Annotated in this window: 23 protein-coding genes; 12 read left to right on the top strand and 11 right to left on the bottom strand. The window is 47.8% G+C overall.

Annotated elements, in window-relative coordinates:
- Positions 1 to 9: 9 nt before the first annotated feature.
- Positions 10 to 1,155, bottom strand: a complete 1,146-nt coding sequence (locus E4N65_RS06250) for a nucleotide-binding protein (RefSeq protein WP_044016146.1) — start codon at positions 1,153 to 1,155, stop codon at positions 10 to 12.
- A complete protein-coding gene (locus E4N65_RS06245) occupies positions 1,133 to 1,552 on the bottom strand; it encodes a hypothetical protein (protein ID WP_044016148.1) in 420 nt (139 codons plus the stop codon). The genes E4N65_RS06250 and E4N65_RS06245 overlap by 23 nt, the downstream gene beginning before the upstream one ends.
- A 120-nt stretch (positions 1,553 to 1,672) precedes the next feature.
- Here E4N65_RS06245 and E4N65_RS06240 point away from each other — a divergent pair, with 120 nt between their 5' ends.
- The 11 genes from E4N65_RS06240 (at position 1,673) to E4N65_RS06190 (ending at position 12,470) form a co-directional block, all read left to right on the top strand.
- Positions 1,673 to 2,626, top strand: coding sequence for a D-2-hydroxyacid dehydrogenase (locus E4N65_RS06240; protein ID WP_253672315.1), 954 nt, complete (start codon positions 1,673 to 1,675; stop codon positions 2,624 to 2,626).
- A 9-nt stretch (positions 2,627 to 2,635) separates the two neighbouring features.
- Entirely contained in the window at positions 2,636 to 3,577 is a 942-nt protein-coding gene (hflK, locus tag E4N65_RS06235) for an FtsH protease activity modulator HflK (RefSeq protein ID WP_253672313.1), read from the top strand.
- A 35-nt stretch (positions 3,578 to 3,612) separates the two neighbouring features.
- The gene (hflC, locus tag E4N65_RS06230; protein ID WP_369792415.1) at positions 3,613 to 4,572 is read left to right on the top strand and encodes a protease modulator HflC; all 960 of its coding nucleotides are present in this window, start codon (positions 3,613 to 3,615) and stop codon (positions 4,570 to 4,572) included.
- A 99-nt stretch (positions 4,573 to 4,671) separates the two neighbouring features.
- Entirely contained in the window at positions 4,672 to 5,295 is a 624-nt protein-coding gene (locus tag E4N65_RS06225; protein ID WP_253672311.1) for a periplasmic-type flagellar collar protein FlbB, read from the top strand.
- A gap of 11 nt (positions 5,296 to 5,306) precedes the next feature.
- Complete coding sequence (locus E4N65_RS06220) at positions 5,307 to 6,848, top strand: MBOAT family O-acyltransferase (protein ID WP_253672309.1); 1,542 nt, start codon at positions 5,307 to 5,309, stop codon at positions 6,846 to 6,848.
- A gap of 15 nt (positions 6,849 to 6,863) precedes the next feature.
- Positions 6,864 to 8,072 (top strand): SGNH/GDSL hydrolase family protein, encoded by a 1,209-nt coding sequence (locus E4N65_RS06215; protein ID WP_253672307.1) that lies wholly within the window; start codon positions 6,864 to 6,866, stop codon positions 8,070 to 8,072.
- Positions 8,073 to 8,092: 20 nt separating this feature from the next.
- The gene (locus tag E4N65_RS06210) at positions 8,093 to 8,983 is read left to right on the top strand and encodes an acyl-[acyl-carrier-protein] thioesterase (protein ID WP_253674882.1); all 891 of its coding nucleotides are present in this window, start codon (positions 8,093 to 8,095) and stop codon (positions 8,981 to 8,983) included.
- Positions 8,964 to 9,827, top strand: coding sequence for a 16S rRNA (adenine(1518)-N(6)/adenine(1519)-N(6))-dimethyltransferase RsmA (gene rsmA / locus E4N65_RS06205; RefSeq protein WP_253674880.1), 864 nt, complete (start codon positions 8,964 to 8,966; stop codon positions 9,825 to 9,827). The genes E4N65_RS06210 and rsmA overlap by 20 nt, the downstream gene beginning before the upstream one ends.
- Positions 9,828 to 9,861: 34 nt before the next feature.
- Positions 9,862 to 10,434 (top strand): hypothetical protein, encoded by a 573-nt coding sequence (locus E4N65_RS06200; protein WP_253674872.1) that lies wholly within the window; start codon positions 9,862 to 9,864, stop codon positions 10,432 to 10,434.
- 1 nt (position 10,435) lies between these two features.
- The gene (locus tag E4N65_RS06195) at positions 10,436 to 11,422 is read left to right on the top strand and encodes an RluA family pseudouridine synthase (RefSeq protein WP_253672305.1); all 987 of its coding nucleotides are present in this window, start codon (positions 10,436 to 10,438) and stop codon (positions 11,420 to 11,422) included.
- 7 nt (positions 11,423 to 11,429) lie between these two features.
- Complete coding sequence (locus E4N65_RS06190; RefSeq protein ID WP_253672303.1) at positions 11,430 to 12,470, top strand: pseudouridine synthase; 1,041 nt, start codon at positions 11,430 to 11,432, stop codon at positions 12,468 to 12,470.
- Here E4N65_RS06190 and E4N65_RS06185 read toward each other — a convergent pair.
- From E4N65_RS06185 to E4N65_RS06155, 7 genes are all read right to left on the bottom strand, one after another.
- Entirely contained in the window at positions 12,388 to 13,821 is a 1,434-nt protein-coding gene (locus tag E4N65_RS06185) for a bifunctional folylpolyglutamate synthase/dihydrofolate synthase (protein WP_253672301.1), read from the bottom strand. The genes E4N65_RS06190 and E4N65_RS06185 overlap by 83 nt on opposite strands.
- A gap of 81 nt (positions 13,822 to 13,902) precedes the next feature.
- A complete protein-coding gene (locus E4N65_RS06180) occupies positions 13,903 to 14,880 on the bottom strand; it encodes a PstS family phosphate ABC transporter substrate-binding protein (RefSeq protein WP_253672299.1) in 978 nt (325 codons plus the stop codon).
- A gap of 1 nt (position 14,881) precedes the next feature.
- Positions 14,882 to 15,097, bottom strand: a complete 216-nt coding sequence (locus tag E4N65_RS06175) for a hypothetical protein (RefSeq protein WP_044016170.1) — start codon at positions 15,095 to 15,097, stop codon at positions 14,882 to 14,884.
- Positions 15,098 to 15,119: 22 nt separating this feature from the next.
- Complete coding sequence (locus E4N65_RS06170; protein ID WP_253672297.1) at positions 15,120 to 15,683, bottom strand: O-acetyl-ADP-ribose deacetylase; 564 nt, start codon at positions 15,681 to 15,683, stop codon at positions 15,120 to 15,122.
- 122 nt (positions 15,684 to 15,805) lie between these two features.
- Complete coding sequence (locus tag E4N65_RS06165) at positions 15,806 to 16,510, bottom strand: FecR family protein (RefSeq protein ID WP_253672295.1); 705 nt, start codon at positions 16,508 to 16,510, stop codon at positions 15,806 to 15,808.
- Between the two features lie 63 nt (positions 16,511 to 16,573).
- Entirely contained in the window at positions 16,574 to 17,773 is a 1,200-nt protein-coding gene (locus E4N65_RS06160) for a hypothetical protein (protein WP_253672293.1), read from the bottom strand.
- Positions 17,770 to 18,228: a hypothetical protein gene (locus tag E4N65_RS06155; protein ID WP_253672291.1), complete on the bottom strand. Its 459-nt coding sequence runs from the start codon at positions 18,226 to 18,228 to the stop codon at positions 17,770 to 17,772. The genes E4N65_RS06160 and E4N65_RS06155 overlap by 4 nt, the downstream gene beginning before the upstream one ends.
- Positions 18,229 to 18,323: 95 nt before the next feature.
- Here E4N65_RS06155 and E4N65_RS06150 point away from each other — a divergent pair, with 95 nt between their 5' ends.
- Entirely contained in the window at positions 18,324 to 21,032 is a 2,709-nt protein-coding gene (locus E4N65_RS06150; RefSeq protein WP_253672289.1) for a CHASE2 domain-containing protein, read from the top strand.
- A gap of 67 nt (positions 21,033 to 21,099) precedes the next feature.
- On the opposite strand, the gene E4N65_RS06145 is transcribed toward E4N65_RS06150, so the two are convergent.
- Both E4N65_RS06145 and E4N65_RS06140 read right to left on the bottom strand, forming a co-directional pair.
- Positions 21,100 to 22,797 carry an amino acid ABC transporter ATP-binding/permease protein gene (locus E4N65_RS06145; protein ID WP_253672287.1) on the bottom strand — a complete coding sequence of 566 codons (1,698 nt, stop codon included), beginning with the start codon at positions 22,795 to 22,797 and terminating at the stop codon, positions 21,100 to 21,102.
- Positions 22,798 to 24,552: an ABC transporter ATP-binding protein/permease gene (locus E4N65_RS06140; RefSeq protein WP_253672285.1), complete on the bottom strand. Its 1,755-nt coding sequence runs from the start codon at positions 24,550 to 24,552 to the stop codon at positions 22,798 to 22,800. It abuts the gene before it with no gap.
- Positions 24,553 to 24,731: the final 179 nt, after the last annotated feature.

Here is a 24,731-nt window from a genome sequence, read left to right as displayed (position 1 = left end):
TCATACCGCTTATATACGATACCCTTGTTCAAGGGCTGTTTTTATTTTCCGCTTCAACAAAGCATTTTCTTTCTTTAAAACGGAAATCTCATATTGCTGACTCTTGAGCATTTCGGCAATATCGTTCATTGACAGAGCATCACTGCCGATGAGGTCTTCGATATAGCCCATTTTTGAGCGGAAGTCGGTTTCGGCCTCCAATTCGGCAGACTGAAACGTCTCATCGGTATATTCGGCATAATCTGCCGCATTTTGAAAAGTTTCGGTTTCGGACTGTAGAATTTTGTCGGCAATGCGGTAGATTGCCTGAGAAATCATAGCCTGCGGTTTGTATAGGATGACGGGTAAACGTGATGCAAGCGCCGTATCCTGTATTGTATCCCGGTAAATAACGCCGAGGTGTTCAAGATTGATATTGAGGTATTCTTGACATGACCGGCGGATCTTTAAGGCTTTGTCGGCATCTTTCGGGTCATCGAGCATATTCATAATAAGCCGGGGCTTAAATTTATGCAGATTGGTCAAAAAAAGCTCGGTGTTTTTAGGATCGACTTTTTCAAGTTCGGTGATGATACGGGGGATGTACATCCGCTGCATGGATGAGGAATCGGACTTGAGTTTTTCAAGGTATTTAAAACCGGGGCTATTACGCTTGAAGGCTCCGTAGAGCATACGGAATACGACATTTTTTAGGAAAAGGTATGCGTTCAGTATCGCGGTAACCGACGGTGCGGTAACGACAATGCCCTGCGGGGAAAGCAAAAAGAAATCCAGAATACCGAGGTGTGTTCCTGCACCGAGGTCAAGAATCAGGTAGTCTGCATCCATTTTAAGCATATTTTTGATTAAGCTGTTTTTATCAGAGGCTTTTAAGGCTGCGAAGCCGGGAATTTCGGAGTCGCCCGGAACAAAACGTACGTTCGGATACCCCGTATTTACAATAATATCTTCGAATGCCGAATTTCCCGACAAAAACGTACCGATCCCGTGCGCGTTCGATTGCTGTCCAAGAACCAAATGAAGATTCGATGCGCCTAAATCCAGATCGGCAACCAGAACATTTTTTCCTGCCTGTCCGAGTGCAATTGCAAGATTCGCGGAAAGAAGACTTTTTCCGACCCCGCCCTTTCCGCTAGCAATCGGTATTATTTGCATAATACACACTCCCTTTTATAAATGAATAAAACAGCAACACCGTATCGGCTGCAAGGAAAAAAAGCACTTCCTTTGAGAAATCGAGACTGCCGCTGCTCTGTGCCGAGTTAAAGACGTTCCCTATTATAGCAAATCCCCGTTGAAAAATATAGAGGAATTCCGCGCAAACAGCGGTTAATTTGAACAATGCAGCCGCATAGAGTGCCCAGTGAAAGTCTTTTTCGTTTAATGCGAGCATCAGCCACAAAAGTACCGGCATACAGAGCGCCGCAAGTGCGCTATACTTAAAGAAGGTTATCCCTTGCGGATAGCCGGATGAAAAGACAGCGATATAAAAAACTTTTATTATTTCGTACACAAAAGCGGCACAATAGGCAGCAACCGTTTTCTTGTTCATTTCTATAGAGTGTATGCGCAAGATTACGTTAGGTCAAGGGCTTGCCTTGTAATAAAAATAATTGAAGAAAATGGAGTTTTCTACTATAATGAAAAAGTATTTTTTGTGGGAGGCTCAACTATGAAAGCAGCTGTACTGGATGGGTTCACGCTTAATCCGGGAGATTTGTCGTGGCGGGTTTTACAGGATATTGCGGATATTACGATATACGATAAAACCGCACCCGATGAAGTATATGAGCGGGTAAAAGACTGCGAGGCGGTTTTATCAAATAAAATTGTGTTTTCAAAGGAATTGATTGCGCGTTTACCCAAGCTGCGGTATATCGGCGTGCTGGCGACCGGTTATAATGTTATCGATGTAGAGGCGGCTCATGCGGCAGGGATCACCGTAACGAATATCCCCAGCTACAGCACCGACAGCGTCGCACAGCTGGTATTTGCATTCATGTTACAGTTTTATTGGCACGTAAAAGAACACAGCGATGAGGTTCACGGCGGTACATGGAGCCGCAGCGCACATTTTTGCTATACCTCGTTTCCCACGTTTGAGCTGACCGGAAAAACGCTCGGTATTATCGGGTTTGGGCACATCGGGCAAAAGGTTGCGGAAATTGCGCTTGTGATGGGGATGCGGGTGCTCTATGTCAACCGTTCGCCCAAAACAGTACCTCATCTCGCTGCGGCGAAGCAGGTTGACATTGCAACCTTGCTTGCCGAATCCGACATCATCAGCTTGAATGCACCGCTTAACGGTGCAAGCGAAAAAATGATGGATGCTGCCGCGCTTTCGAAAGTAAAGCCGGGCGTGTTTATTATCAATACCGGACGGGGGCAGCTTATCGATGATGAGGCTGTTGCAGCAGCATTGAAAAAAGGCACCATCGGCGGCTATGCAGCCGATGTCCTAAGCGTTGAACCGCCCCCTGCAAACCATCCGCTGTTCGGCTGTCCCAACTGTTTTATAACACCGCATATCGCATGGCAAACCCGCGAAGCGCGGACACGGTTGTTGCATATCGCCGCGGAGAATTTAAAAAGCTTTCTTGTCGGTAAACCGCAGAATGTAGTGTAAGGAGGAATCATGGCAAAACAATTAAAAAACGGGCAGCTTGTTGCAATAGGGGCGGCGGTTGTACTCGTCACATTGGCATTTTTCAGTTTTACCGTTGTTTCGACAACGGATAACGGTGTGGTAACTCGGCTCGGTAAATATAACCGGACGCTGCAGCCCGGGTTGCAGTTTATTATCCCGATTGTCGAGCGGGTGTATCACATTCCTGTTACGATCGTTCAAAAAGAGGAATTCGGTTTCCGTACCACGATGGCATCAGACCGGAGTCAGTACCGGAACAACATCCTCACCGAATCTTCTATGCTGACCGGCGACCTCAACATTATCAATGTTGAATGGACGGTACAGTACCGCATTATCGATCCCAAGGCATGGCTTTTTAATGTTAAGGCAGACGAGCGGATGAACACAATCCGCGATGTGTCCACTGCGGCAATCAACAGTCTAATCGGCGACCGCACTATTTTTGATATTATGGGATCTGAACGCGACCCCATTCAGTTTTTAGCGCCCAAAATTATGAATGAAAAGTATAAGCAGCTGGGGCTCGGCATTGCGGTTTCGTCGGTACAGCTGCAAAATGTTGTTCCGCCGGAAGACGTGCAGCAAGCCTTTGAGGATGTCAATATCGCCATTCAGGATATGAACAGGTTGATTAACGAAGGCAAAGAAGCCTACAATAAAGAGATACCCAAAGCAAAAGGAGAGGCAGACCGGATGATTCAAGAAGCGCGAGGTTATGCGGCGGAACGGATCAACAAGGCGGAAGGAGATGTTGCGCGGTTTAACGCTGTCTATGCCGAGTATAGCAAGGCCCCTGATATTACGAGGCGCCGCCTTTATCTTGAAACGCTCGATAAGATATTTTCGAATACCGACAAGGTAATCTTCATCGATAAAAACGTCAAAAATTTCTTACCGTTAAAAAATCTTTCGGGAGGGGAACAGTGAGAGCGAGGAAAATAGATCCGGTAAAAGCAAAGAAGATAGTGCAGTTTGGCGCCATACTACTGGGTATTCTTATTCTTGTGTTATTGGTAAAGCCTTTTTATATTTTAAATGAGGGACAAACCGCGGTTATCACTCAGTTCGGTAAAATTGTCAAAGCCGAAACGGAGGCGGGGCTTCATTTTAAGATACCGATTCTGCACCAGGTACATCGATACACGGCAAAACTATTACGTATTGACGGCGACCCTCAAAAAATTCTGACCAAAGAAAAGCAATTCATCGAGGTGAATACGACCAGCCGTTGGCGTATTTCAGACATCCTCAGGTTCTATCAATCTCTCGGAACCTACGAAGCCGCTTATTCGCGACTTTCGGATATTATCGACTCGTCAGTGCGGGATATTATCACCGTCAACAGTTTGAATGACGTTGTCCGCAACACCAACATCATTAATGAAATGGTGCATCAAGAGCAGATCGGGCTGAATACGGATGAGGTTAAGCTGGAGGAAGTAACCGGCGCGGAAAAGGTTGTGTATGCGAATATCGAAAAAGGGCGCGATATGCTGGCTGCCGAAATTTTAAAGAAGGCGAATATGCAGCTGAAAGATTTCGGCATTGAGGTTATCGATGTCATCTTTAAAGAGATAAAATATTCCGACGAATTGCAAGCCTCCGTATATAATAGAATGATTAAGGAACGGAATCAGATTGCGCAAACCTTCCGTTCTACCGGTGAGGGCAAAAAGGCGGAATGGCTCGGTAAGTTGGAAAACGAGAAAAAGAGCATCCTGTCAAAGGCGTATGCCGAATCGGAGAAGATAAAGGGTGCGGCGGATGCGCAGGCTACCGCAATTTATGCCGCATCGTACGGCAAGTCCCCTGAGTTTTACAGTTTTTGGAAGAGTCTTGAAGTATACCAAAACGCACTTCCCGATACCGAAAAGATATTATCAACCGATATGGAATACTTTCAGTATCTTTATAAACATTAACGTGGAGACTGATAGAGCGCTCTAAAAAAATGCTTTTAAGCGCTGGACTAATATTTGTTGAGATTTTTACCGATATTGAAATATGCAGGGAGGACTCCGGTGAGACGTAGAGGTTCTTTTGGACGAGTAATAGTATTGCTTTTATTGATTATTATATTGGTTTTCGGCGGACTTTTTTGGTTCAGCTATCTCGGCTTAATCAATGCGCGAGGAATTTTTTCACCGGTATACTCATGGTTCGGGTTAAAAACACCTGCCGGTGTTGCCTCTCCCGCCGATGCTGATGCGGATTTGGATGCCGACCGGTATGCAAAGCGGTTGATTGCACTTGATGTCCGCTCGCAGGAGCTTGATAAAAAAGAAGCTGATGTTACCGCCCGCGAAAAAGAAGCGGCACAAGTATCGCAGGAGCTGGATGACCGGCTTTCTATTATAGAAGAAAAAGAAAAGTCTTTTAAACAGATGATGACGGAACGCGATATGCGGGAAGTAAATATCGACCAGATTGCACGGTATATCAATGGAATGCCGCCTCAGAAGGCTGTCGCAAACCTGCTGCAAATGGATGATCAAGATATTATCGATGTGTTGCGGGCGGTAGAGGCAATTGCAAAAAAAGCGAACAAGACCTCTTCTGTTGCGTACTGGTTCTCGTTGATGCCGGCGAACCGCGCCGCCGATATTCAGCGCAAGATGGCAAACAAACCGGCAGCGCTCCCTTAATCTCTTGAGAGATGTTATTTCCGACACTCCGGTTTGCGCTCTTTTTTTCCGTTGTTTTTTTTCTGTACTGGTATGTATTCAGGCAGAAAAGACAACGGATTGTGCTGCTTACCTGCGCAAGCTATTTTTTTTATGCCTGCTGGGATTGGCGTTTTTGCCTCTTGCTGTTCGGAGTGTCGGCGCTGTCCGGTCTTACCGGTTATCTACTCGGTATACAAAAAAACTATATTCCCCGTACCGTTACGATGATAACCGGTACCGTGCTGCACATTCTTTTCCTCGGTTTTTTCAAATATTTTTATACTGCTGTTTCCTTTTTAAACTACACATTTTTTAACGGACAGCTCCAGGCGCCGCTGTTGTTGCAACTGCAAAGTTACTCGCTCTTATTGCCGGTAGGAATTTCATACTATACGTTCCGCTCGATGAGCTATATTTTTGATATTTATCTCTGCAAAATGCGGCCGGTTAAATCGTTTATCGAAGTACTGCTCTATATCTCGTTTTTTCCACAGCTGGCGTCTGGGCCCATTGTGCAGGCGGAAGCCTTTTTTACAGCCTTGCCGGATAATCTTGCACAGGATGTAACGGCGGAACGCCCGATAGCGTTTGACCGCAGCGTACTGCTGATCTTGTCGGGGCTGTATAAAAAGATGGTGCTGGCAACCTTTCTTTCCGTGCTTGCCGTCGATCCCGTATTTGCGAATCCTGCACAGTGTAATACCCTCGAACTGCTTGTCGCTTTGGTATCGTACACATTTGTCATTTACTGTGACTTTTCCGGTTACAGCGATATGGCAATCGGCATCGGGCTTTTGCTCGGCTTTGAAGCACCGCAGAACTTTAACCGTCCGTATCTTTCCCAATCGGTGAGTGAGTTTTGGCGGCGCTGGCATATCAGTTTTTCATCGTGGCTGCGTGATTATGTGTATTTCTCTTTCGGCGGCTCACGCTACGGTTTAGTCCGCACGGTGATTGCGCTGGTCGGGACAATGCTCATTGCAGGGGTATGGCACGGCGGCTCTATTCCCTTTGTGCTGTGGGGGCTGCTTCAGGGACTTGCCTGCGCCGTAGAGCGGGTTGCCGCCGTGCTCGGTAAAGAACGCCGCACCGCCGCTATAAACACTGCTGCGGGCAATCAAGAATCTCTCATCACTGCAACGGCTGAATCCGATAAACCGCGCCGCGCCATGGTGCGGTTTGCCGGACGGAACATTGACCTAAAGCGGCTGCTTCGGCTCGACGGTATGTTTGTGTTTATCAATATCAGCTGGCTGATTTTTCGGTCGAATACCGTGCGGGAAATTACGTTGTATCTTTCTTCACTCAAGAATATCACACAGCCGTTCCGCACGGTGCATTGGTTCGTGCTTGTACCGCTCGCCGCCGCCTTTTTGCTGCAAATCCCGAAAGAAGAGACACGCCGCGCGTATTTTGCACGGTATGTACGGCTGCCGCTTACGGTAAAGGCCGCTGCCGTTGTGTTGTTTTTTGTCGGACTTAATATCGTTTCGACCTCCGGTGTTGCGCCGTTTATCTACTTCGGATTTTAGGGAGATACGCAGAGTATGAGTGAAAACAGTCAACGCGGCGAATCCGCTCAATACGAGCGGCAAGAATACGACAATCGGCAAGGGCAAAATAGCGGGCAAGAGCGGAACGGCCGATACTCTCCCAATCAGTGTTTTTTCTTTGTTGTGTTAGCGTTGTTTATTCTTATTCCGTTTTTGGGGCAGCGGCTGGCTCATCCGGTGCAAAACATCAAAAGAGCATCTTTAAAAAATATTTACAGCGCACTCACCGCGCCGATTGTTTCTGTTACCGAATCGTCTCCTGTCGCTGCCGTTATTCCCGTACTCAGGAATGCGTTTATACGAACGGCGGGGTTAGCAGAGCGCGGTGAATGGGATACATTCTTTTACCGCCAAGGGGTGTACGATAGCGAGGTCGCCGCTTTTTATGCGGTAACCGGAGAACAGGGGTATATCGAAACAATGCCCGGCTTTTCTGATAATTTAGGCGGCAGCGGGCTGCCTGCGGAATTGGCGGGGCAGGTTTCTAAAGAGATGCTCCGCAATGTCGCACTGCCGGTTGTCCATTCCGCGCGGATGCCCTTGCGGCTATTCTTTTTCGGAGATTCTCAGATGCGCAGTATCGCCGCCGGTATGACCCGTGCGCTCGGATCCGACACCGCTATTGCAATACAAGATTTAAGCGTTCCTTCTTCCGGCTTTCTCCGATCCGATTATTATAACTGGCCGCAAAAACTTGAAGTGCTGCTTGCCGCACAAAAAGACGGGGAACGCTTTGATGCGGCAGTTGCCTTTTTAGGCATGAACGACTATCAGGATATGTGGACGACCGGCGGCATTATCCTTACGGCGGGTACGCCCGAATGGGAAGAGGTGTACCGTAAAATGGTAAAGGCGCATCTCGACATCGTTCTTGCCTCCGTTCCGCGGCTGTACTGGCTCGGCTTGCCGGTAGTGCGGAGCGCTGCATATAACGAAAAAATGCAATACCTAAATGCAGTACACGATTCCGTCGCCGAAGAATACGATTCCAAAAAGTTGGTAAGGATTTCGCTTAAAGGTCTCGTCGAGCAATATGGAACGGGATACATCGGAGCGATTAAGCCCGAAGGCAGCGCATGGATACCGCTTATACAGGGCGACGGTATCCACTACACAATCGAAGGCGGTGAGTATTTAATGAAGCACTTCATTGATCGGCTGCACCGCGACTACGCATTTGAAACGCATTGCACAACGCTCTAAAAGCAGTTACACTGATGCCTATGATACTCGACGATAAATACACGATGCCGTATACGGTACCGACCACTGCCATCGACGGGCAGTACCGCTGTACGCCGTTAACCGTTGCTGCGCTTTCGCAGGATTTGGCGGCTAATCACTATAGTTCTACCGGTATATTTATGCCGCAGCTGCAAGAACGGGGTTTGATGTGGATTATTTCGAAGCAGCATTTTGAAATACATGAATATCCGCTCTGGCTCGATTGCCTGACGTTACAAACATGGGCGCAGCCGCCGAAGGGACTTTTTTGTTTTCGGGATTTTGCCTATTACTATGCCGAGGGCGGGAAAAAAGATTCGTTGTCTGCGGCTTTTAAAGATTTTGATGCGGCGGAACGGAAGGGTATCGAATGGACGGCAGACTCGTTGCGCCGGCATGGAGCTCTGTGTGTGCGCGGCAGTACGTGCTGGGTTGTGCTGAATACGAAAACCAATCAGCCTGCCGTTCTTGACGATACGGTGTTCGGTTCGCTGACGTTTTGTGACGAACATTTGGAAGGACGGGTTTTTGCAAAGATTCCCTTGCCGGAGCACTGGGAGCGTGAAGAGCTGTTCCATCCGTCGCTTTTGGATATCGATATGAACGGGCACGTCAATAATCTGAATTATATCCGCTGGTCGCTATCGTTTATGGATGCGGACTTTTGCCGCGGCAAATTGCTCCGCGTCCTCGATACCAATTTTTTGATTTCCGCTCAATACGGGGAAGAACTCTGCTGCCGCTGCTCTCATATTGAAGACAACGTGTGTGTGCATTCTATTGTGAGAACTGCCGACGGCAGCGAGGTGTTCCGCGCCCGTAGCGAGTGGGCTGATGAACGGAAGATGGCACGGCCGCTTCAGGTTGAACATGAAACTTCCCGACTATAATGCGCCGTCCGCACTCGCTGCCGTGCTCGATGAACACGGGTTCGGGATGCAGAAAAAATTCGGACAAAACTTTTTGATTAATGCACATATACGGCAGGAGCTTATTTCCGCACTCGACCTTTCCGCCGGGACTACCGTATGGGAAGTCGGCCCGGGGCTCGGCTCGATGACATCGCTGTTGTTAGAGTCTGGCGCCGATTTAACCGTGTTCGAAATAGACCGCGGCTTCGTACAGCTTTTAACGTCCTATTTCGGTTCATATCATTCGTTTCATTTAATAGAAGGCGATGTGCTTAAAACGTGGAAGGCTGAATATCAACGGCATGCACCGAAGGCCTTTTTCGGGAATCTGCCGTACAATATTGCCGCAAAGCTCATCGCGGCGACAATCGAAGCCGAGTGTTTTTTTGACCGTATGGTGATAACCGTGCAAAAAGAGGTCGGACTCCGTATGACCGCGGCTCCGGGAAGTGCGGATTATTCGTCGTTTTCGGTGCTGTGCCAATGGGCGTATGATGTAGAGCCGATCCGTGATATTGCTCCCGCCGCCTTTTGGCCTAAGCCGAATGTCGAATCACGGGCGCTCCGTTTTACCAAAAAGGAGTCCCCGCAGCCGGTACGTGATGCACGTCTTTTTTTAAGTCTTGTCCGCGGCCTTTTCAGTGCGCGGCGTAAAACGGTGAAGAATAATTTGAGCACGATTCTCGCTGCGAGAGGAAAAAAGACGCTGCCGGCGGAATCCTTGCTGAAAGCCGCTGAAATCGATCCCGTTGCCCGTGCGGAATCGCTGACTGTCTATGATTTTATCCGCTTATCGGATAGACTGGCGGGCTGTGATGAATAAACGATTACGTTGTACCGCATTTTTGGTTCTGTGCATGATGACCGTTGCACAGATGCCGCTGATTGCGGACGAAAAAAAAGAAGATCATACGCCGGTTCCCTATACAAAAGAGGAATTTCCGCTTTGGCAGCGGGAGCTCCGGCGGTTTGAAATACTGTCTTTCGGGGCGCTCCCCTTTGTTACGCTGCTGTCTTTTTGGGGTTACGATATGATTCGTGCCATACAGCACCCTAAAGATCCTGCCTATTATCCGTGGCCGTTCAAACAAGCTGACAAGGCGGTCGCGCTGACCGAGAAAGAACAGCTGGGCGTATTTCTTACCGCCGTCGGCATATCGGTAACAATCGCATTAATCGATATAACATATCGCGCGATTAAACGTTCCGCAGCAAAAAAGCGTTTGGAACGGGAGAATGCCTTTACCGAAGACCCCATTCAGTTTACGCCGATAAAGCCATCGGACGAAGAGGACGCTCAGGCTTTGAAGCTCATGACCGATGCTGCATTGGCTGCGGGGTCTATCGGAGGAATTACAGCACTGTTAGAAAAGGTTACTGCATCGACTCCTTCCGTACAGGGCGGCAAGACCGGTACGGCTGCACAATAATATGACTAAAGTTTTTGAACTTACAGTGTCGGATGGAACCGGTAAGCTGCGGCTTGATGCGTTTTGCAGCAGCGTGCTTGCCGATATGACCCGCTCACGGCTGAAAACGGGGATGCAAGCTGTGCAGCTCAACGGACGGCAGGCAAAACTTTCAAGCACGGTGCAAGCGGGCGACCGTATTACACTGATATGGAAAAATCCGCTCCCCGATGTTCTTATCCCCGAACCCATTCCGCTCCGTATTGTGTATGAAGATAATGATGTCATTGTGGTGAATAAACGAGCCGGTATGGTTACGCATCCTGCGGCGGGCAACTGGACGGGGACACTGGTGCAGGCGATTGCGTATTACCGCTTGCACACGTCGCCCATTCATGATGAATATGCCCGCCTACTCGAAGCGGAGCAGGGGAGGGTGAACTTTGCCGAGCTCTTGCGTGTAGGTATCGTTCACCGGCTTGATAAGGATACCTCCGGCATCCTTATCACTGCCCGGAGTGCCGAAGCAGAAGCTTTTTTAAAAAACGAGTTTAAGCTGCGGCATACGGAAAAATATTATCTCGCAATTCTGAACGGCGTACCGGAAAAGCCGGCCGGCATTATCGAAACGTCGGTATTCCGCGACGGGCATAGCCGCATTCGGTTTGCCGCCTCGGCAGATTTGTCTAAAGGAAAATACGCCCGCTCCCGCTATAAGGTGCTGCGGGTGTATGGGCGGTATGCACTGGTGCTCTTTAAAATCGATACCGGCAGAACTCACCAAATTCGGCTCCATGCACGGTTTATCGGCTGTCCGGTTGTCGGGGATCCGCTCTATGGGAAAAAAGAAACTGAATGGAAAGAATACGGGTTGATGCTCCACGCGTATCGACTGTGCGTTGCACTTCCTTCAACACGGGAAAAAGCCGTGTTCACCGCCTCGCCGCCCCGAAAATTCCAAACTGTTCTGCGCCTTTTGCAGGCACGGCAGTCACAGGGGAATAGCTGAGGCGTCTATGCAAAATTCCGCTGAAAAAATATTTTCTGTTTCTGTTTTCGATTACAATAGAGTGGAACCCTGTATCGTACGGGAAACCGATCATTGGGCGGTTGTATATAAGCCGCCGCATCTACCCACCGCGCCGCTCCGAGCGGATGAACGTAATACGCTTGTGTACTGGTTTTTGCATTGCTCTGAGGTACAGGGCGATGTTCCATGCGATGATATGCAAACAGATGTGCTGCTCGATGCTACGCAGATAGATCCACAGGAGCCGCCCGCCGAATACGGATTGCACAGTCGGGAGGCGCAGGTACGCGGAAAAAAGGCGATTGAGGCGGGGCTGCTGCACCGGCTCGACACGGATACGCGGGGGCTTGTGCTTTTTGCAAAGGATCAAGCGGTATACGATTTTCTTGCTGCCCGGCAGGAAGCGGGGCAGATAATAAAAACCTATTGGGCTTTCGTAGAACCGACCCGAGCCCCGGAGATAGATGACGGATATGGTTTCGATGCAACGGAGTTGTCTACGCTGAAAGAGCTGTCTGCCGTACAGAGGGGGATAGCGGCACAGGAACAGGTAGTAGTACAGGAACGGATAGCAGCACAATTACCGCTTACGCTGGAAAGTCAGTTTAGGAATTTCGGCCCCGGCGCAAAAAGGGTTGCTCCGGTTTTTTCCGGTTCGCGGCATTACAAGAAAGACGGGCGGTTGTACACGACGGTAATCGAAGCGGCTGATATTCTGCCGTTTTCAATCGACGGAAACGATGCTGTGCCTCAAACCGCCTACGAATTTCGTCCGTCCCCGCCGCTCATTCGGGTGCGCTGCCGCCTTTCCCGCGGATACCGGCACCAAGTGCGTGCTCATCTGGCCGCCGCCGGACTTCCCATTTCGGGCGACCCGCTGTATGCGCCGCAGGGAGCGGAAGCTCAACCGGAATCCGCACAGGTTGGTTTGCAGCTTTACGCGGTCAGTCTTGAATTCCCCGATCCTGAAAACCCTCGGCAGAATATACGCGTTGCGCTTCCGCCGCCAGATAAAATGAACCCGTAATCAGCAGCGGCCGGTTTTCGGCGATACTTTGGGTAAAGGCCTTCTTTAATACCGCGTTAAAATCTTCACTTGATTCCATTACAACACTGTTCTCATTCCCGAAAACCTGCGTAAATGCGCCGACGGTTTTTTCTAAATTACCCTTTTTAAATGAACCCGGCACGGTGAGGTAGAGGTGAGCAATGGTGCCGTAGAATATCGGCGCAAAATCGGCGGGATCTTTGTCGGCTGCACAGGCAAACACCAGTATCGATTTGGCATTATCTGCTGCGCCGGAACTATCGCCGAGGAGAGAAAAAAACGTGTCTGCGCAAGTCTGTATGCTGTTATGCGTATGCGCACCGTCGATGACAATTAAAGGCTTGGTTCTTAAAAGCTGAAAGCGCGCGGGGAGCCATGCCTTTGAAAGCCCGCTTTCGATTAAGTCCTCCGGCATATCGGGAAAGCGGTATTTAAAAGCGGCGGCGGCGAGTGCAGCATTCTCCGCCTGTACGGGCGTAAAAAGCGGGAGTATGGTGTGCAGCGGACGCTTAAAAAGCGCCCCTACCGGATGGTCAGCTGAAAAGCGGATGGTAACTTCGCGCCCCTGTGGCGTCAGCCTGTGTTCGATTGCTTCGATAAAATCGGGGAGATAGAAGAGCGGAGCATTGAGCGCTGCCGCCCGCTCTTTGAATACTTCAAGCGCGGAAGGTTGCTGCCGCGAGCAAAAAACGGGAACCCCCGCTTTAATGATACCCGCTTTTTCCGCCGCGATGAGCGGAATGGTATTGCCGAGATATTCGCAGTGTTCAAGCTCGATCGGCGTCAGCACGGTTATTTCCGGCTGCACGATATTGGTAGCGTCAAGCCTGCCCCCCATGCCGGTTTCAAACACCGCCCAGTCGAGCCGCTCCTGCCGGAACAGCACAAAGGCGGTCAGCGTTACCAGTTCAAACCAGCTCGGTTGGGGTTCAGTCTCTTTACCGATATGCGGCAGTATGCCCTGCCGTACGGCACGGAAGGTTTCAAGATAGGCTGCATCGCTGAAAAAGCAACTGTTTTCCGTTATCCGTTCGCGGAAGTCGTTTACATGAGGTGAAGTATAAAGGCCAGTCTTATATCCTGCCTCGGTGAGTAAGGCCGAAAGCATCGCCGCAACGGAGCCCTTTCCCTTTGAACCTGCAATGTGTACTGTTTTATACGCCGTTTGCGGGTTGGAAAAAAGCGCGGCATAGTATCCGATAACTTTAAGCGAAAATGCTTTGCTATGCGGCCGTTTTTCAAAGTTGATAAAACCGTCAAGCCATCGGTAAAAATCATTTAGATTGCCTATAAGCGTTTGAGATGGTGCAGCGGTATATATTGTATTCATAATGATTGTCGCTCGTTTTACAGAGGTATCAGGTTTGTTCATGATAGTTGTAGTTTAAAATGCCCATTGAACGGACGTTCTTCAATTTTTTAACGGTACATAGCCATTATTATCGATGATTTTTTGACCTTCAGGAGAAAGAATCCAATCTATCAGCTTTTTTACATTTGCATTTTTGTTATCCTTTCTGTAAACAGCAAAAAAATGTGAAGATAGAGGATATCTGCCATTTTGTATATTTTCTTTTGTTGGTGCAATCCCATTTAAAGAAATCATTTTTACATTTGCATTTTGTGTTATTCCTTCTACATAATAACGAAATGAGTAACCGATAGGACTTCCAAAGAAAATGCCTAAAGGATTTAATCGTATCTTTTCTCCATTCATAAATTTTAAGAATGCGGTTTGGCTGCCGCTTCCTTCTTTTCTTTGCCATGCTGCAATTAAAGTATTTGTTCCACCAACTTTTTTCCAATTTTTAATTTTACCGGAATATATTCCTTTTATTTGTTCAATTGATAAGTCATTGACAGGATTCGTTATATTCTCAATAAACACAAATGCTTCTAAGCCAATTGGAACAAACTCTAATTCTACATTATTTTGTTTTGCATACAATAGTTGCCCTTCTGAAGGTGAAGCGCAAAAAATTATATCTGCAACGCCATCAACAACAGCTTTGTAAGCGCCTCTCGTGTTTCGCATTTGAACTTTGCTTTCTTTGGTAAAATTTTCACCATCGAAACAAACTGATTTTTCAGGATAAGTTGCAGATGCAATCGCAGAAAAGACCGGATATAACGCACTTGCTCCATCAAGTACAGGAATGGTGTCATCTATTTGAAAATCTGACTTTACATAATTTGTTTTTGAGTTCTTGTCAAATGGAAGATAATCCTTTAAATCAATTGAAAGAGTTGAGATTTCGTTACTCCCAGCTACAACAGCTATCATACCTGACTTTCTATGTAAAATATTAAATTGTATTCCTGAATATAAGAGACTTATCATTCCTAATAGAGAAATCATAATAAAAAGGATAACAGTAATTTTCTTCATATTACATTCCATTGATTGCAATTGACCTCATCAGTAAAAATATAAATCCACCAATAATCACAATCCATGCTACAATAATTATTGAACAAATTATAATTTCTTTTTTTAAGGCTTTTCTTTTCTCAATATTTTCTTTATTTGTCCTGCAAAATTGTATTATAGCACTTATCAGCCAAATTAATGCTACAATAGGAAGACCAAAAATTAAAAATTCCATTTATTTTCTCCATGTTCCTGTATTACCGTGTGTGTATCCGCCTACTATTTTTTGACTGTCTTGAATCGCTCTGTTTGATAATTATGTTTGATAATATTGTACGATACAGTTCTTCTGCTTGTTTATTAAAACAGACATGATAGACGGTCATATCCGCCTTTGTTTCCGTTAAGTAGGTATAAACGGTGGAAAGAGCTATTAGTGCCGCCTCTTCCATAGGATAGCCGTATACGCCTGCACTGATACAGGGAAATGCAATCGTTTTACAGTGAAAGTCTGCGGCAAGAATGAGTGAGTTCCGGTAGCAGCTTGCGAGCAGTTCCGGCTCTCCGTGCTTGCCGTCCTCGTATATCGGTCCGGGCGTATGGATAACGTATTCTGCAGGGAGCTTATATCCGCGTGTAATTTTCGCCTGGCCTGTGTTACACCCTTTGAGTGCGCGGCATTCTTCCAATAATTCGGGGCCTGCGGCACGGTGAATAGCTCCGTCAACACCTCCGCCGCCGAGCAGGGTGGTATTTGCCGCATTGACAATTGCATCTACTTTAAGTGTCGTTATATCCGCACAGATAATTTTGATATCCATAGCTTCCTAATTATGATCGATATGAAACCGAATACGGTATGTTTTTGAATTAAAAACCGGCATCCTATCCCTCACCGGTTGTGGGAGATGGGAGGGAGCGGCTGCCGGTTATGGATTAAAAGTTAGTCGTCCCAGTCGACGATGACATGGGTATGTCCGGGACGGTCTTCTGCGCTGATAGGCTTGGCTATACCTTGCCGGTTATCCCCTGCCTCAATATCGGATGCGGTATGGGCAGCAGCTGCTTGTAACCGGTTATCCGAAGTGTCAGTTGCGACAGCTACAGGAGCGGTTACGGTACCTGCGGAACTCAAGGTACTAAATTCGCCGGAGGCAACCATTTTCGGTATTCCGACACCGATACCCGATTCAAACTGAACGGCTCCATGGTCTACGAATAAGTTATGTCCGTCGAATTCAAATCCGGTACCGCGTACGGAAGCGGTTGCAGTCGGACTCTTAACCTTAAACTCCGCTTTTTCACCTTCTTTCGGTGTAACTTCTGCCTTAACCCGTCCGGCCATCAAAAACATCTGCGTTTTTGTTGTTCCTTCGGATTTTATCAGCTCTTCAAGCGATAAGCGGGTAACAGGTTTTACCGTCAGCACTGCCGATTCCGTTTTAAGAATAGCGGTACTCTTAAAGCCGGTAGAGATAAGAGAACCGGCCGGTAAAACATCGCCTACTTTTGCGGCTTTCCAATCTTTTCCGGGGTGTTTGCATTCAACTTTTCCGGCAATTTCGGTGACGGTTGCCGTCAGATTTGCTGCTGCAGCAGAAAAAATTCCCGCTGTGCAGAGCAGTAAAATTCCTAGATATCTTTTCATAGTACACCTCCTAAAATTGAGTGCTATAGGGGAGTTTTAAAAACTTCCGGTTTTAGCGGTTCCCTATAGTTTTACGGTAAATGTCAGTTCAGTTAGCCAGCGCAGATTATACGCCGTGATAACTTTCGGATTTGGTATAAATATGCCTCCGGTGAATGATGCATCAAAATCATTATGGAATTGATACACTACTTTCGCCGATAACTCGGATCCGACATAAGTAGGTTTTTGTACGGTGTTCGGAGAAGTCAGCAGTAGATATGACAATTCCGTTAAAAGACCTTGTATCGGGCGAGCGTTTACCGTAAGACCTCCCGTAAGCGTATTGCTGAACGAGCTGATCGACCCATTAGCAACAACTGTTTGTTTTGTGTCTGTAATAGGTGCAAATCGACGCATCGGTCCTGTACCGTCATAGTTTCCTGCGGCCCAGTTGAGCTTACCGGTTACCGTAAAATAACGCCAATTGGGATTAAAATATTGCACTGCAAGTCCCGATGCAAGCGAGTAAGTAAATTTTGAAGCTTCTCCCAATTGGAGGGCTATCCAGTATTGCCAATTAATATTCCTGCCTATCCGTCCATGAATATACGGCATGAAGTATTGCGTGTGTGTCCTTCCGGTTAGTTTAAGTAGATCAAATTGAGCAAGGGCATCGATTCCTATTGTATGTGAAGGAATAACCTCTTGGAAAGAGGCCGAAAGAAGGAAGAACAATCGTTGAGGGGCAAGTACCTTACTGTTATCATTCAGACGGTCTTCATCATCCAAATCTATTTTGATTTGTGCATCGGTTTTATAGGTAAGTCCCGTATAGCCGAGTGCAAAAGCAATATCAACATTCTTGATGGTAAGACCGATTTTGCCTCCATCGAATAAACCGCTCAAAATTTTATTTGAATAATCGTTGAATGAAGTACGTCCGACTGACCATTGCAAGCCGATCCCATTAAAGATCTTACTGCCCGACCAATCCGTTCTTTTCAGTCTAAATGCTTGGTGGATGGGAAGTAACTGAGCCGCTCCCTTAGGATTAATAGGAAAATCACCTGAAAACCGGGCTTCCCCGGAAATATATATCGATGAAAAATCCTTTACAGGGAATGTGACGAAAACTTCCGCTGCATTTGCCTGTGATATGTTAAAAGTTTTATTGGTACCGTTTAACTCGGTGCTATTGGAAAGGTTGACACCGAAATCCAATGCGGCAGCATACATGGTAATACCGCCTGCGATAATGAGAAAGGTTAGTATACGTTTCATTGTTCACCGCCTTGTACCGTATCGATGCGTCCGAGTATTTGGAGCATTGTAGATCCCGTCATCGGTGCATCGGGATTGCTATTACCTTGGATAACTGCGAGGTACCGCAGCTCACGATATGCGTATCGAGGGCAGGGATAGATGCGGTACATTAAGCCTCCTTTTATATTGAACGCCTTCATCAATAAAAAGGCATAGGTTTTGACCGGTATTACATCGCCTGCCGTAACCGAATCCCGTATTAAATTTTGATTTTCGCTTTTGAAGCGGTCAAAGGCTGTTTCAAAATCAAGCGTGTCAGCCCCCTCATTCAAGGCTGTCTGTATCAGATAGGCAGCCTGACCGAAGGTTGTTTTTTCAGTCTCTAAAATTTTATCGACCTTTTCAGCCGCTTGACCGAATGATGCCGCGATAGTAATCAAAACCGCAACGGTAATACATAAAGTGCGTTTCATTCTGTCCCCCCTTTAATAAAAAATGAAATTTTTAGCATCTTCCCATTGTATAACTCACGTACATATCTTACTATAGATTTAATAGGGAGTAAAGAGTGAAGAAAAAAACATCGTGGCCTTCAATTGTTATACCGTGCATTATCGGGTTACTGAGTGCCGGAGTGTACCTGTTTCCGTTTTGGATAGGTGTTGAAAATCGGCTGTATGATTTCTTTTTAGGACTAAAGTCTAATGTTAAAGAAGATTCTTCTATCGTGCTGCTGGATATCGATGATGTGTCCATCGAAAAAGTCGGCTTATATCCATGGCCCCGTAATACGATTGCAAAAGGCTTGGAAGCATTGACGCAGCTCGGCGCCGAATTTGCAGTCTTCGATATTGAGTATATCGATAAAAGTCCGATGAGCGTGGATTTTACCTATTTGAACGGTACCTTAAAGTCTGAGTTCGCCGCTTCTTTTGAGGAGATCGGCGCAAATGTACAGGATATTTTTGCAGCGCTTGCCAATAACCAAATTACGCTGCCGGAGGCGGGTATATACGGGAGTGAATTGGTGGATTTAATCGATCAATCGCGGGATACTCTCTACCGGCATACGAAGCAGGTTGCGATAGAAAACGACAGCTATTTAGGACAGGCAATGAGGCTATTCGGCTCGTCGTTTATTACGGTTAATATGCAGGACGATCCTCCGAGTGAGGGTACGGAAGACTTATACGCAATTGCCCAGAAACGTTTTATCTATCCCAAGCTTAAAGTAAACGCCCCTTTATCGGATGGGCGGCATAGTGTTTTGGTACCGATACCCGAAATTAGCCGTATGGCGGCCGGAGCGGGCTTTACGAATGTGCATATCGATAGCGACGGTGTAAGGCGGCGTATCCGGTTGACGGATAATATCGACAGCACGGTGTTTATGCAGCTTGCCTTTTCTCCGCTGTTGCGGAAACTGGGTTCTCCCGAAGTTGTCATCGATAAAAACCGCGTTACATTGGCCGGCGCCGTGTATGGCGATAAAGCGCAAAATGTTTCAATACCGCTTGATTCAAGCGGTATGATGCTGATCCGCTGGCCTAAAAAGAATTATCAGAAGAGTTTTACTCATATTCCTTTTTATCTATTGATCGATTATGCCGAAAGTGGAGAAAAAACGGCAAGCAGTTTACGCTTGTTACGGGCGAACCAAGGGTGGAATCTCGGCCCCGGCTACGCACCGATCGATATGTGTATGCAGCTGTGGGGTGAAAGCGAAGAATTGCGCCGTACTGCTCTGGAATCGGGGGCTGCGCAGGATAAGGAAGCTTGGCTTACCGCTGTGCAGGCTTATTGGGATACGGTAAAAAGCTTTTTTGAAACGGACTACGGTACATCGGTAGCGCGCTTGTTCGACGAGGCAAAACAGGCAGGAAATCCTGAGGATGCCGAACTGTACGATCAGGTAAAAGCCGATTTTGAAACGCTCTATGCAAATGCCTCCGCATCCTATACCCGGCATACGGAGCTTGAAACGGCGCTTGCCGCTAAACTGAAAGACGCTTTTTGTATTATCGGATGGTCAAGCACCGGTACGACCGATATCGGCGTTAATCCATTTCACAGTGAATATGTGAATGTCGGTACACATGCTGCGGTCGCCAATACTATTTTGCAGCGGGATTTTTTACGGCAAGCGCCGGTTTGGGTGTCGGCTTTGTTAGCGATTGTTTTTTCTTTCGGTATCATTTTTATCATCCGTCCGTTTAGTACCATCGTTCAGATTATTTTGGGGGTTGTGCTGTCTGCTGTGGTGCTGATTGTGAATCAGCTCATATTCAGCTTTACCGGTGTTTATATCTTTATCATTTCACCCGTATTGGCGCTTTTCGTATCGTTCTTAACGTACTCGATGGTTTCGTTCATTCTCAGTGAGCGCGAAAAAAGCTTTCTCCGTAAAGCGTTCGGTACATACCTTTCGGGCGATGTTATCAATGAGATAATAGAAGATCCTTCCATGCTCAAGCTCGGCGGGCAGAAAAAATGGATTACCGCAATGTTTACCGATGTTAAGGGCTTTTCCACGATAAGCGAAGCGCTCGATGCCGAACAGTTGGTTAAGCTGTTGAATATCTATCTTTCCGGTATGAGCGATATTATCTTGGAACAGCGCGGTACTATCGATAAGTATGAAGGCGATGCCATTATCTCGTTCTTCGGCGCTCCGGTTGATTATAAAGAACATGCCCGCCTCGCGTGCCGTGCTGCAGTGCTGATGAGACGGAAAGAGGTTGAGCTGAATGAGCTTTTCATGCGGGAAGGTATGAGTCCCAATCCGCTTTTAACCCGCATCGGGATTAACACCGGCGATATGGTTGTCGGGAACATGGGCACCGAACGGAAGATGGACTATACGATTATGGGTAACGCCGTCAACCTCGCCGCCCGTTTGGAAGGGGTAAACAAACAGTACGGTTCATGGCTTTTGATTTCCGATATGACGAAAAATGAAATCGGCGACGAATTTATTACCCGCCGCTTCGATCGCGTGCGTGTTGTCGGTATCAATACGCCGGTACAGCTGTGGGAGCTGGTCGAATTAAAGGATGCTGTCGATTCGGCAACGCTCGACTTTTTACGCCGTTTTGAGGAAGCTCATTGTGTGTTCGACCGGCGGGATTGGAAGGAGGCTTCCCGCCTCTTTAAAGCATTGTGTGAAGAACGGCCTGATGACGGCCCCTCCGATGCCTATCTGCGTAAGTGCGAGACCTTTATCCAAAAGCCTCCTGCGGATAACTGGGACGGTGTTTTCAGCCTCACGCAAAAATAGGATAGAAATACCTGTTCAGAAACGTCCGTTTCAGAACAGGTTGCCTTGAAATGCGATATTCTAATGGTTAAAAAACGTCTGATGCGGTTGTCTTGATATTGATAACCGTGTCGGCGATATTCAGCGTTGACTTACGGTGCGAAACGAGCACAACCGTCTTTCCGGCGCCGGATTCCTTGAGCGATTTGAGGATGATACGCTCGTTAAGGGCATCCAGATTGCTGGTCGGCTCATCGAGAAGGAGGAACGGCGCGTCGTGCAAAAATGCACGGGCAAGTCCGATACGCTGCTTTTCTCCGCCCGAAAGGGTGTCGCCGAGTTCCCCGACCGGCGTATTATAGCCATCGGGAAGGATTGTAATAAAATCGTGAATCGATGCTTTTTGTGCCGCCGCGATGACTTCTTCTTCCGACGCATCCAACTTGCCGATTTTGATGTTGTCGGCAATAGTTCCTTTGAAGAGCTGACTTTCCTGCGTAACGCAGGATTCCATCGCCCGCAGTGCTCCGGTCGGTACGGTTTTTATGTCTTCTCCGGAGATGCGTATCGCGCCTTTTTGCACTTCCCAAAACCGCATCAGCAGTTTAAGCAGGGTAGACTTACCCGAACCGCTTGCGCCGTGTATGCCGGTAATGCTATCTTTTTGAATCACCGCGCTGTAATCGTGCAATATCTGTTCATTGCCGTAGCTGAAATCAATATGATCGGCCGCAGCGCCTTCAAATGAACGCGGTTTGCCGTCAGCAGGGATTTCTTCTACGAGCGGCTGTTCTTCCAACAGGCTCAAGATACGGTCGCCGCTTGCAAGCGTTTGGTGTAAATTGTTGGAAAGCTGCGCAAGGGCAAGCACGGGGCCGAAAGAGGCGCTCATGCCGAGTGTTATTCCTACGGCGGCAGCAAAGTCGATGCTTCCTTGTTGAAAGAGTACAATAGAAAGAAAAAGCTGTGCAAAGGTAAAAAAGAGAATAGCCGTATTCGTCGAAATACGCTGCCGTGCTTCTTGTACGCTTAAATATTCCCCGTTTTGTCCAAGGTTTTCCGAGCGCCGCCGCAGTTCGGTACGGATACGTTCTCCCGCCCCATATTGGATAATTTCTTCCAAGCCGCGCAGGGACTCAAGAACAAAGCTATTCAAATTTCCGAATTCCGTTCTAAAGGCAAGGCCTTGTTCACTTGTTCGCTTGCCGTTGCGCAGCGGAATAATCACACCGATTGTAATATACCCTGCGAGTGCGACCGGTACTGCAATGAGGCTGCGGCTGCCGAGAAAGATCAGCATACAAAGGGATGTTACTGCTGCAATAATGATGGGGGAGATGGTATGGGCATAGAACACCTCCAACAGCTCGATGTCGGTGGTAATCAGAGAAATCAAATTCCCCTTGTCTTTGCCTTCAAGTTTTGCAGGCGCGAGCTTCCGTAATACGTTGAATACCTTATGCCGGATAATGGCTAAAAGCTTAAACGCAATATAGTGATTGCAGTATTGCTCTCCGTAGCGGAGCGCTCCCCGCAGAATTGCAAGGATGATCAATATCATCACGATGTGCTTCAGATTGAGTCCCAAGAGGGGCGTTCCGGCTGATATATGGGTAGGGAGCGCCGCGATAATTGCTTCGCCGCCGAGGATGGTGATAAAGATCGCGCATAAAAATCCGAGCACTCCGGCGGTAATCGCAATTACCATAACGGGAAGGAGCGGGCGGACAAGGGTGATCAACGAGCCCATAATGGAAAGGGCGCTTCTGCGTTTTGATGTATTCATTTATCGCTCCTCCTGCACTGCTTGAGTATGGGCGGTACCGCCATACTGTTCCAGCTCCGACTGGCTCTTATACAACGCGCAATAGCGGCCGTTTAACGCCATCAATTCGTTATGAGTACCTTTTTCGGTAATCCGTCCGTGTTCCATAAAGTAGATACAGTCGGTATCTACGCTGTTTGCCAATCGGTGCGAAATAAGCAGCACCGTCTTGGTCTGTTTCAGTTCATGGATGACCTGTAATATCCGCTCTTCGCTTTCGATGTCGATATTGGAGGTCGCTTCGTCAAAAATATAGACGGGGCTGTCAAAAAGGAGGGCGCGTGCCAATGCAAGCCGCTGCCGCTGTCCGCCGGAAAAATTCATACCGCCTTCCTGCAGCTCGGTATCCAAGCCCTTTTGCGTATCTAAGAAATCGGCGAGGTTTACTTTTTTGAGCGCGGCAGTCATTTCTTCCGCCGAAGCATCCGGTTTTGCAATTCGTAAGTTATCCCCAACCGTTCCTTTAAAAAGATACGCATTGTGTTTTACGACCGCGATATGCCGCATGATACGGCATTCATCGATGGTTTTCAGTTCGTCTGCACCGAACAGGATGCGCCCCGCATAGTTTTTATGCTTACCGGAAAGGAGCGCCGCAATCGTGCTCTTGCCGCATCCGGATTCCCCTGCAAGGGCGATAAATGAACCGTGCGGAATGGTTAGGTTGATGTCTGTAAGAATAGCGCGTTGTTCGGTATAAGAGAACGAGATGTCTTGAACGGTGATGCCGGCGGCGCTGTCGATGGAGCCGGACGCTTCCGCAGGTTCGGGTAAGTCGAGAATGTAGAAAAGTTTATCCGAGGCAGCCATTCCGTTCATCGCGATATGGAAAAAAGAGCCGAGCAGTCTAAGCGGAATAAAAAACTCCGCCGACAAGAGAATGATGCTGAATGCCGCCGCGAGCGAAATATTTCCTGCGGCAAATTGATATGCTGCAGTGATGATACCTGCGGCTGCTCCTCCGTAGGCAACCACATCCATAACGGTAATGGAGTTGAGCTGCATACTGAGCACCTTCATCGTGATACGCCGAAAGTGTTCCGCTTCTTTGTCCATCTCCTCAGCTTTTGCTTCATCCGCCTGATATATTTTCAGCGTCGTCAGCCCCTGAAGGTTTTCCAAAAAGCTGTCGCCGAGTCCCGCATAAGCGCCCCAGTATTTACTGAGCAGCCGCTTGGCGATTTTTTGCACGGCGACAATGGAAATCGGTATCAGGGGAACGCAGGCGAGGAGAATGACCGCCGCCTTAAAACTGACCGGCACCAGCACCGCAAAAAGGGTGAGCGGCGCAAGGAGGCTGTAGAAAAACTGAGGCAGGTATCTGCCGAAGTATACTTCAAGCTGTTCAATGCCTTCGGATGCAAGCTGCACTACTTCCGACGTAGCGATGCTATCCCGATAGGCGGCGCCGAGTTTCAGCAGTTTTGCGTAGAGGGCATCCCGCAAGGTTGTTTTAACGTCCCGGCCGGCAAGAAAGGCATAGCGGGTTGCAAATTTTGTTGCGACAGCCCGAACCGCAAGTGCCGCTATAAAAACAGCTCCTGCCGTCATTATCTCTTTTGAGGTAATCGTCCCCTTGAATAAAGCTTCCAAAAGACGCCCGATAAAAAACACCGCCGCAATCTGCGAGACAAGGGCGATCCACTGCCACAAAACATTTAAATAGACATAGCGCTTCGAGTGCGCCAAAAACGTAATTAATCTTTTCTTTATCATAAATGTATGGGCTGCATACTATCATGCTGGGGAAAAATCCGCAAGCTATGGGTAACAACGCTATTGCAGCGCTTTGCATCAGAAACTGAAGATGGTTGCCGAAGAAATCAAAAAAAGCGCCGGAACGGAATGTTCCGGCGCTTTATCTCAAAAACTTTGCAAGGCTATTTAGCAAGCCG

Origin of the sequence: Treponema sp. OMZ 855 (assembly GCF_024181145.1) — a bacterium.
Classification (GTDB): domain Bacteria; phylum Spirochaetota; class Spirochaetia; order Treponematales; family Treponemataceae; genus Treponema.
This window is presented reverse-complemented; position numbering and strand designations above follow the sequence as displayed.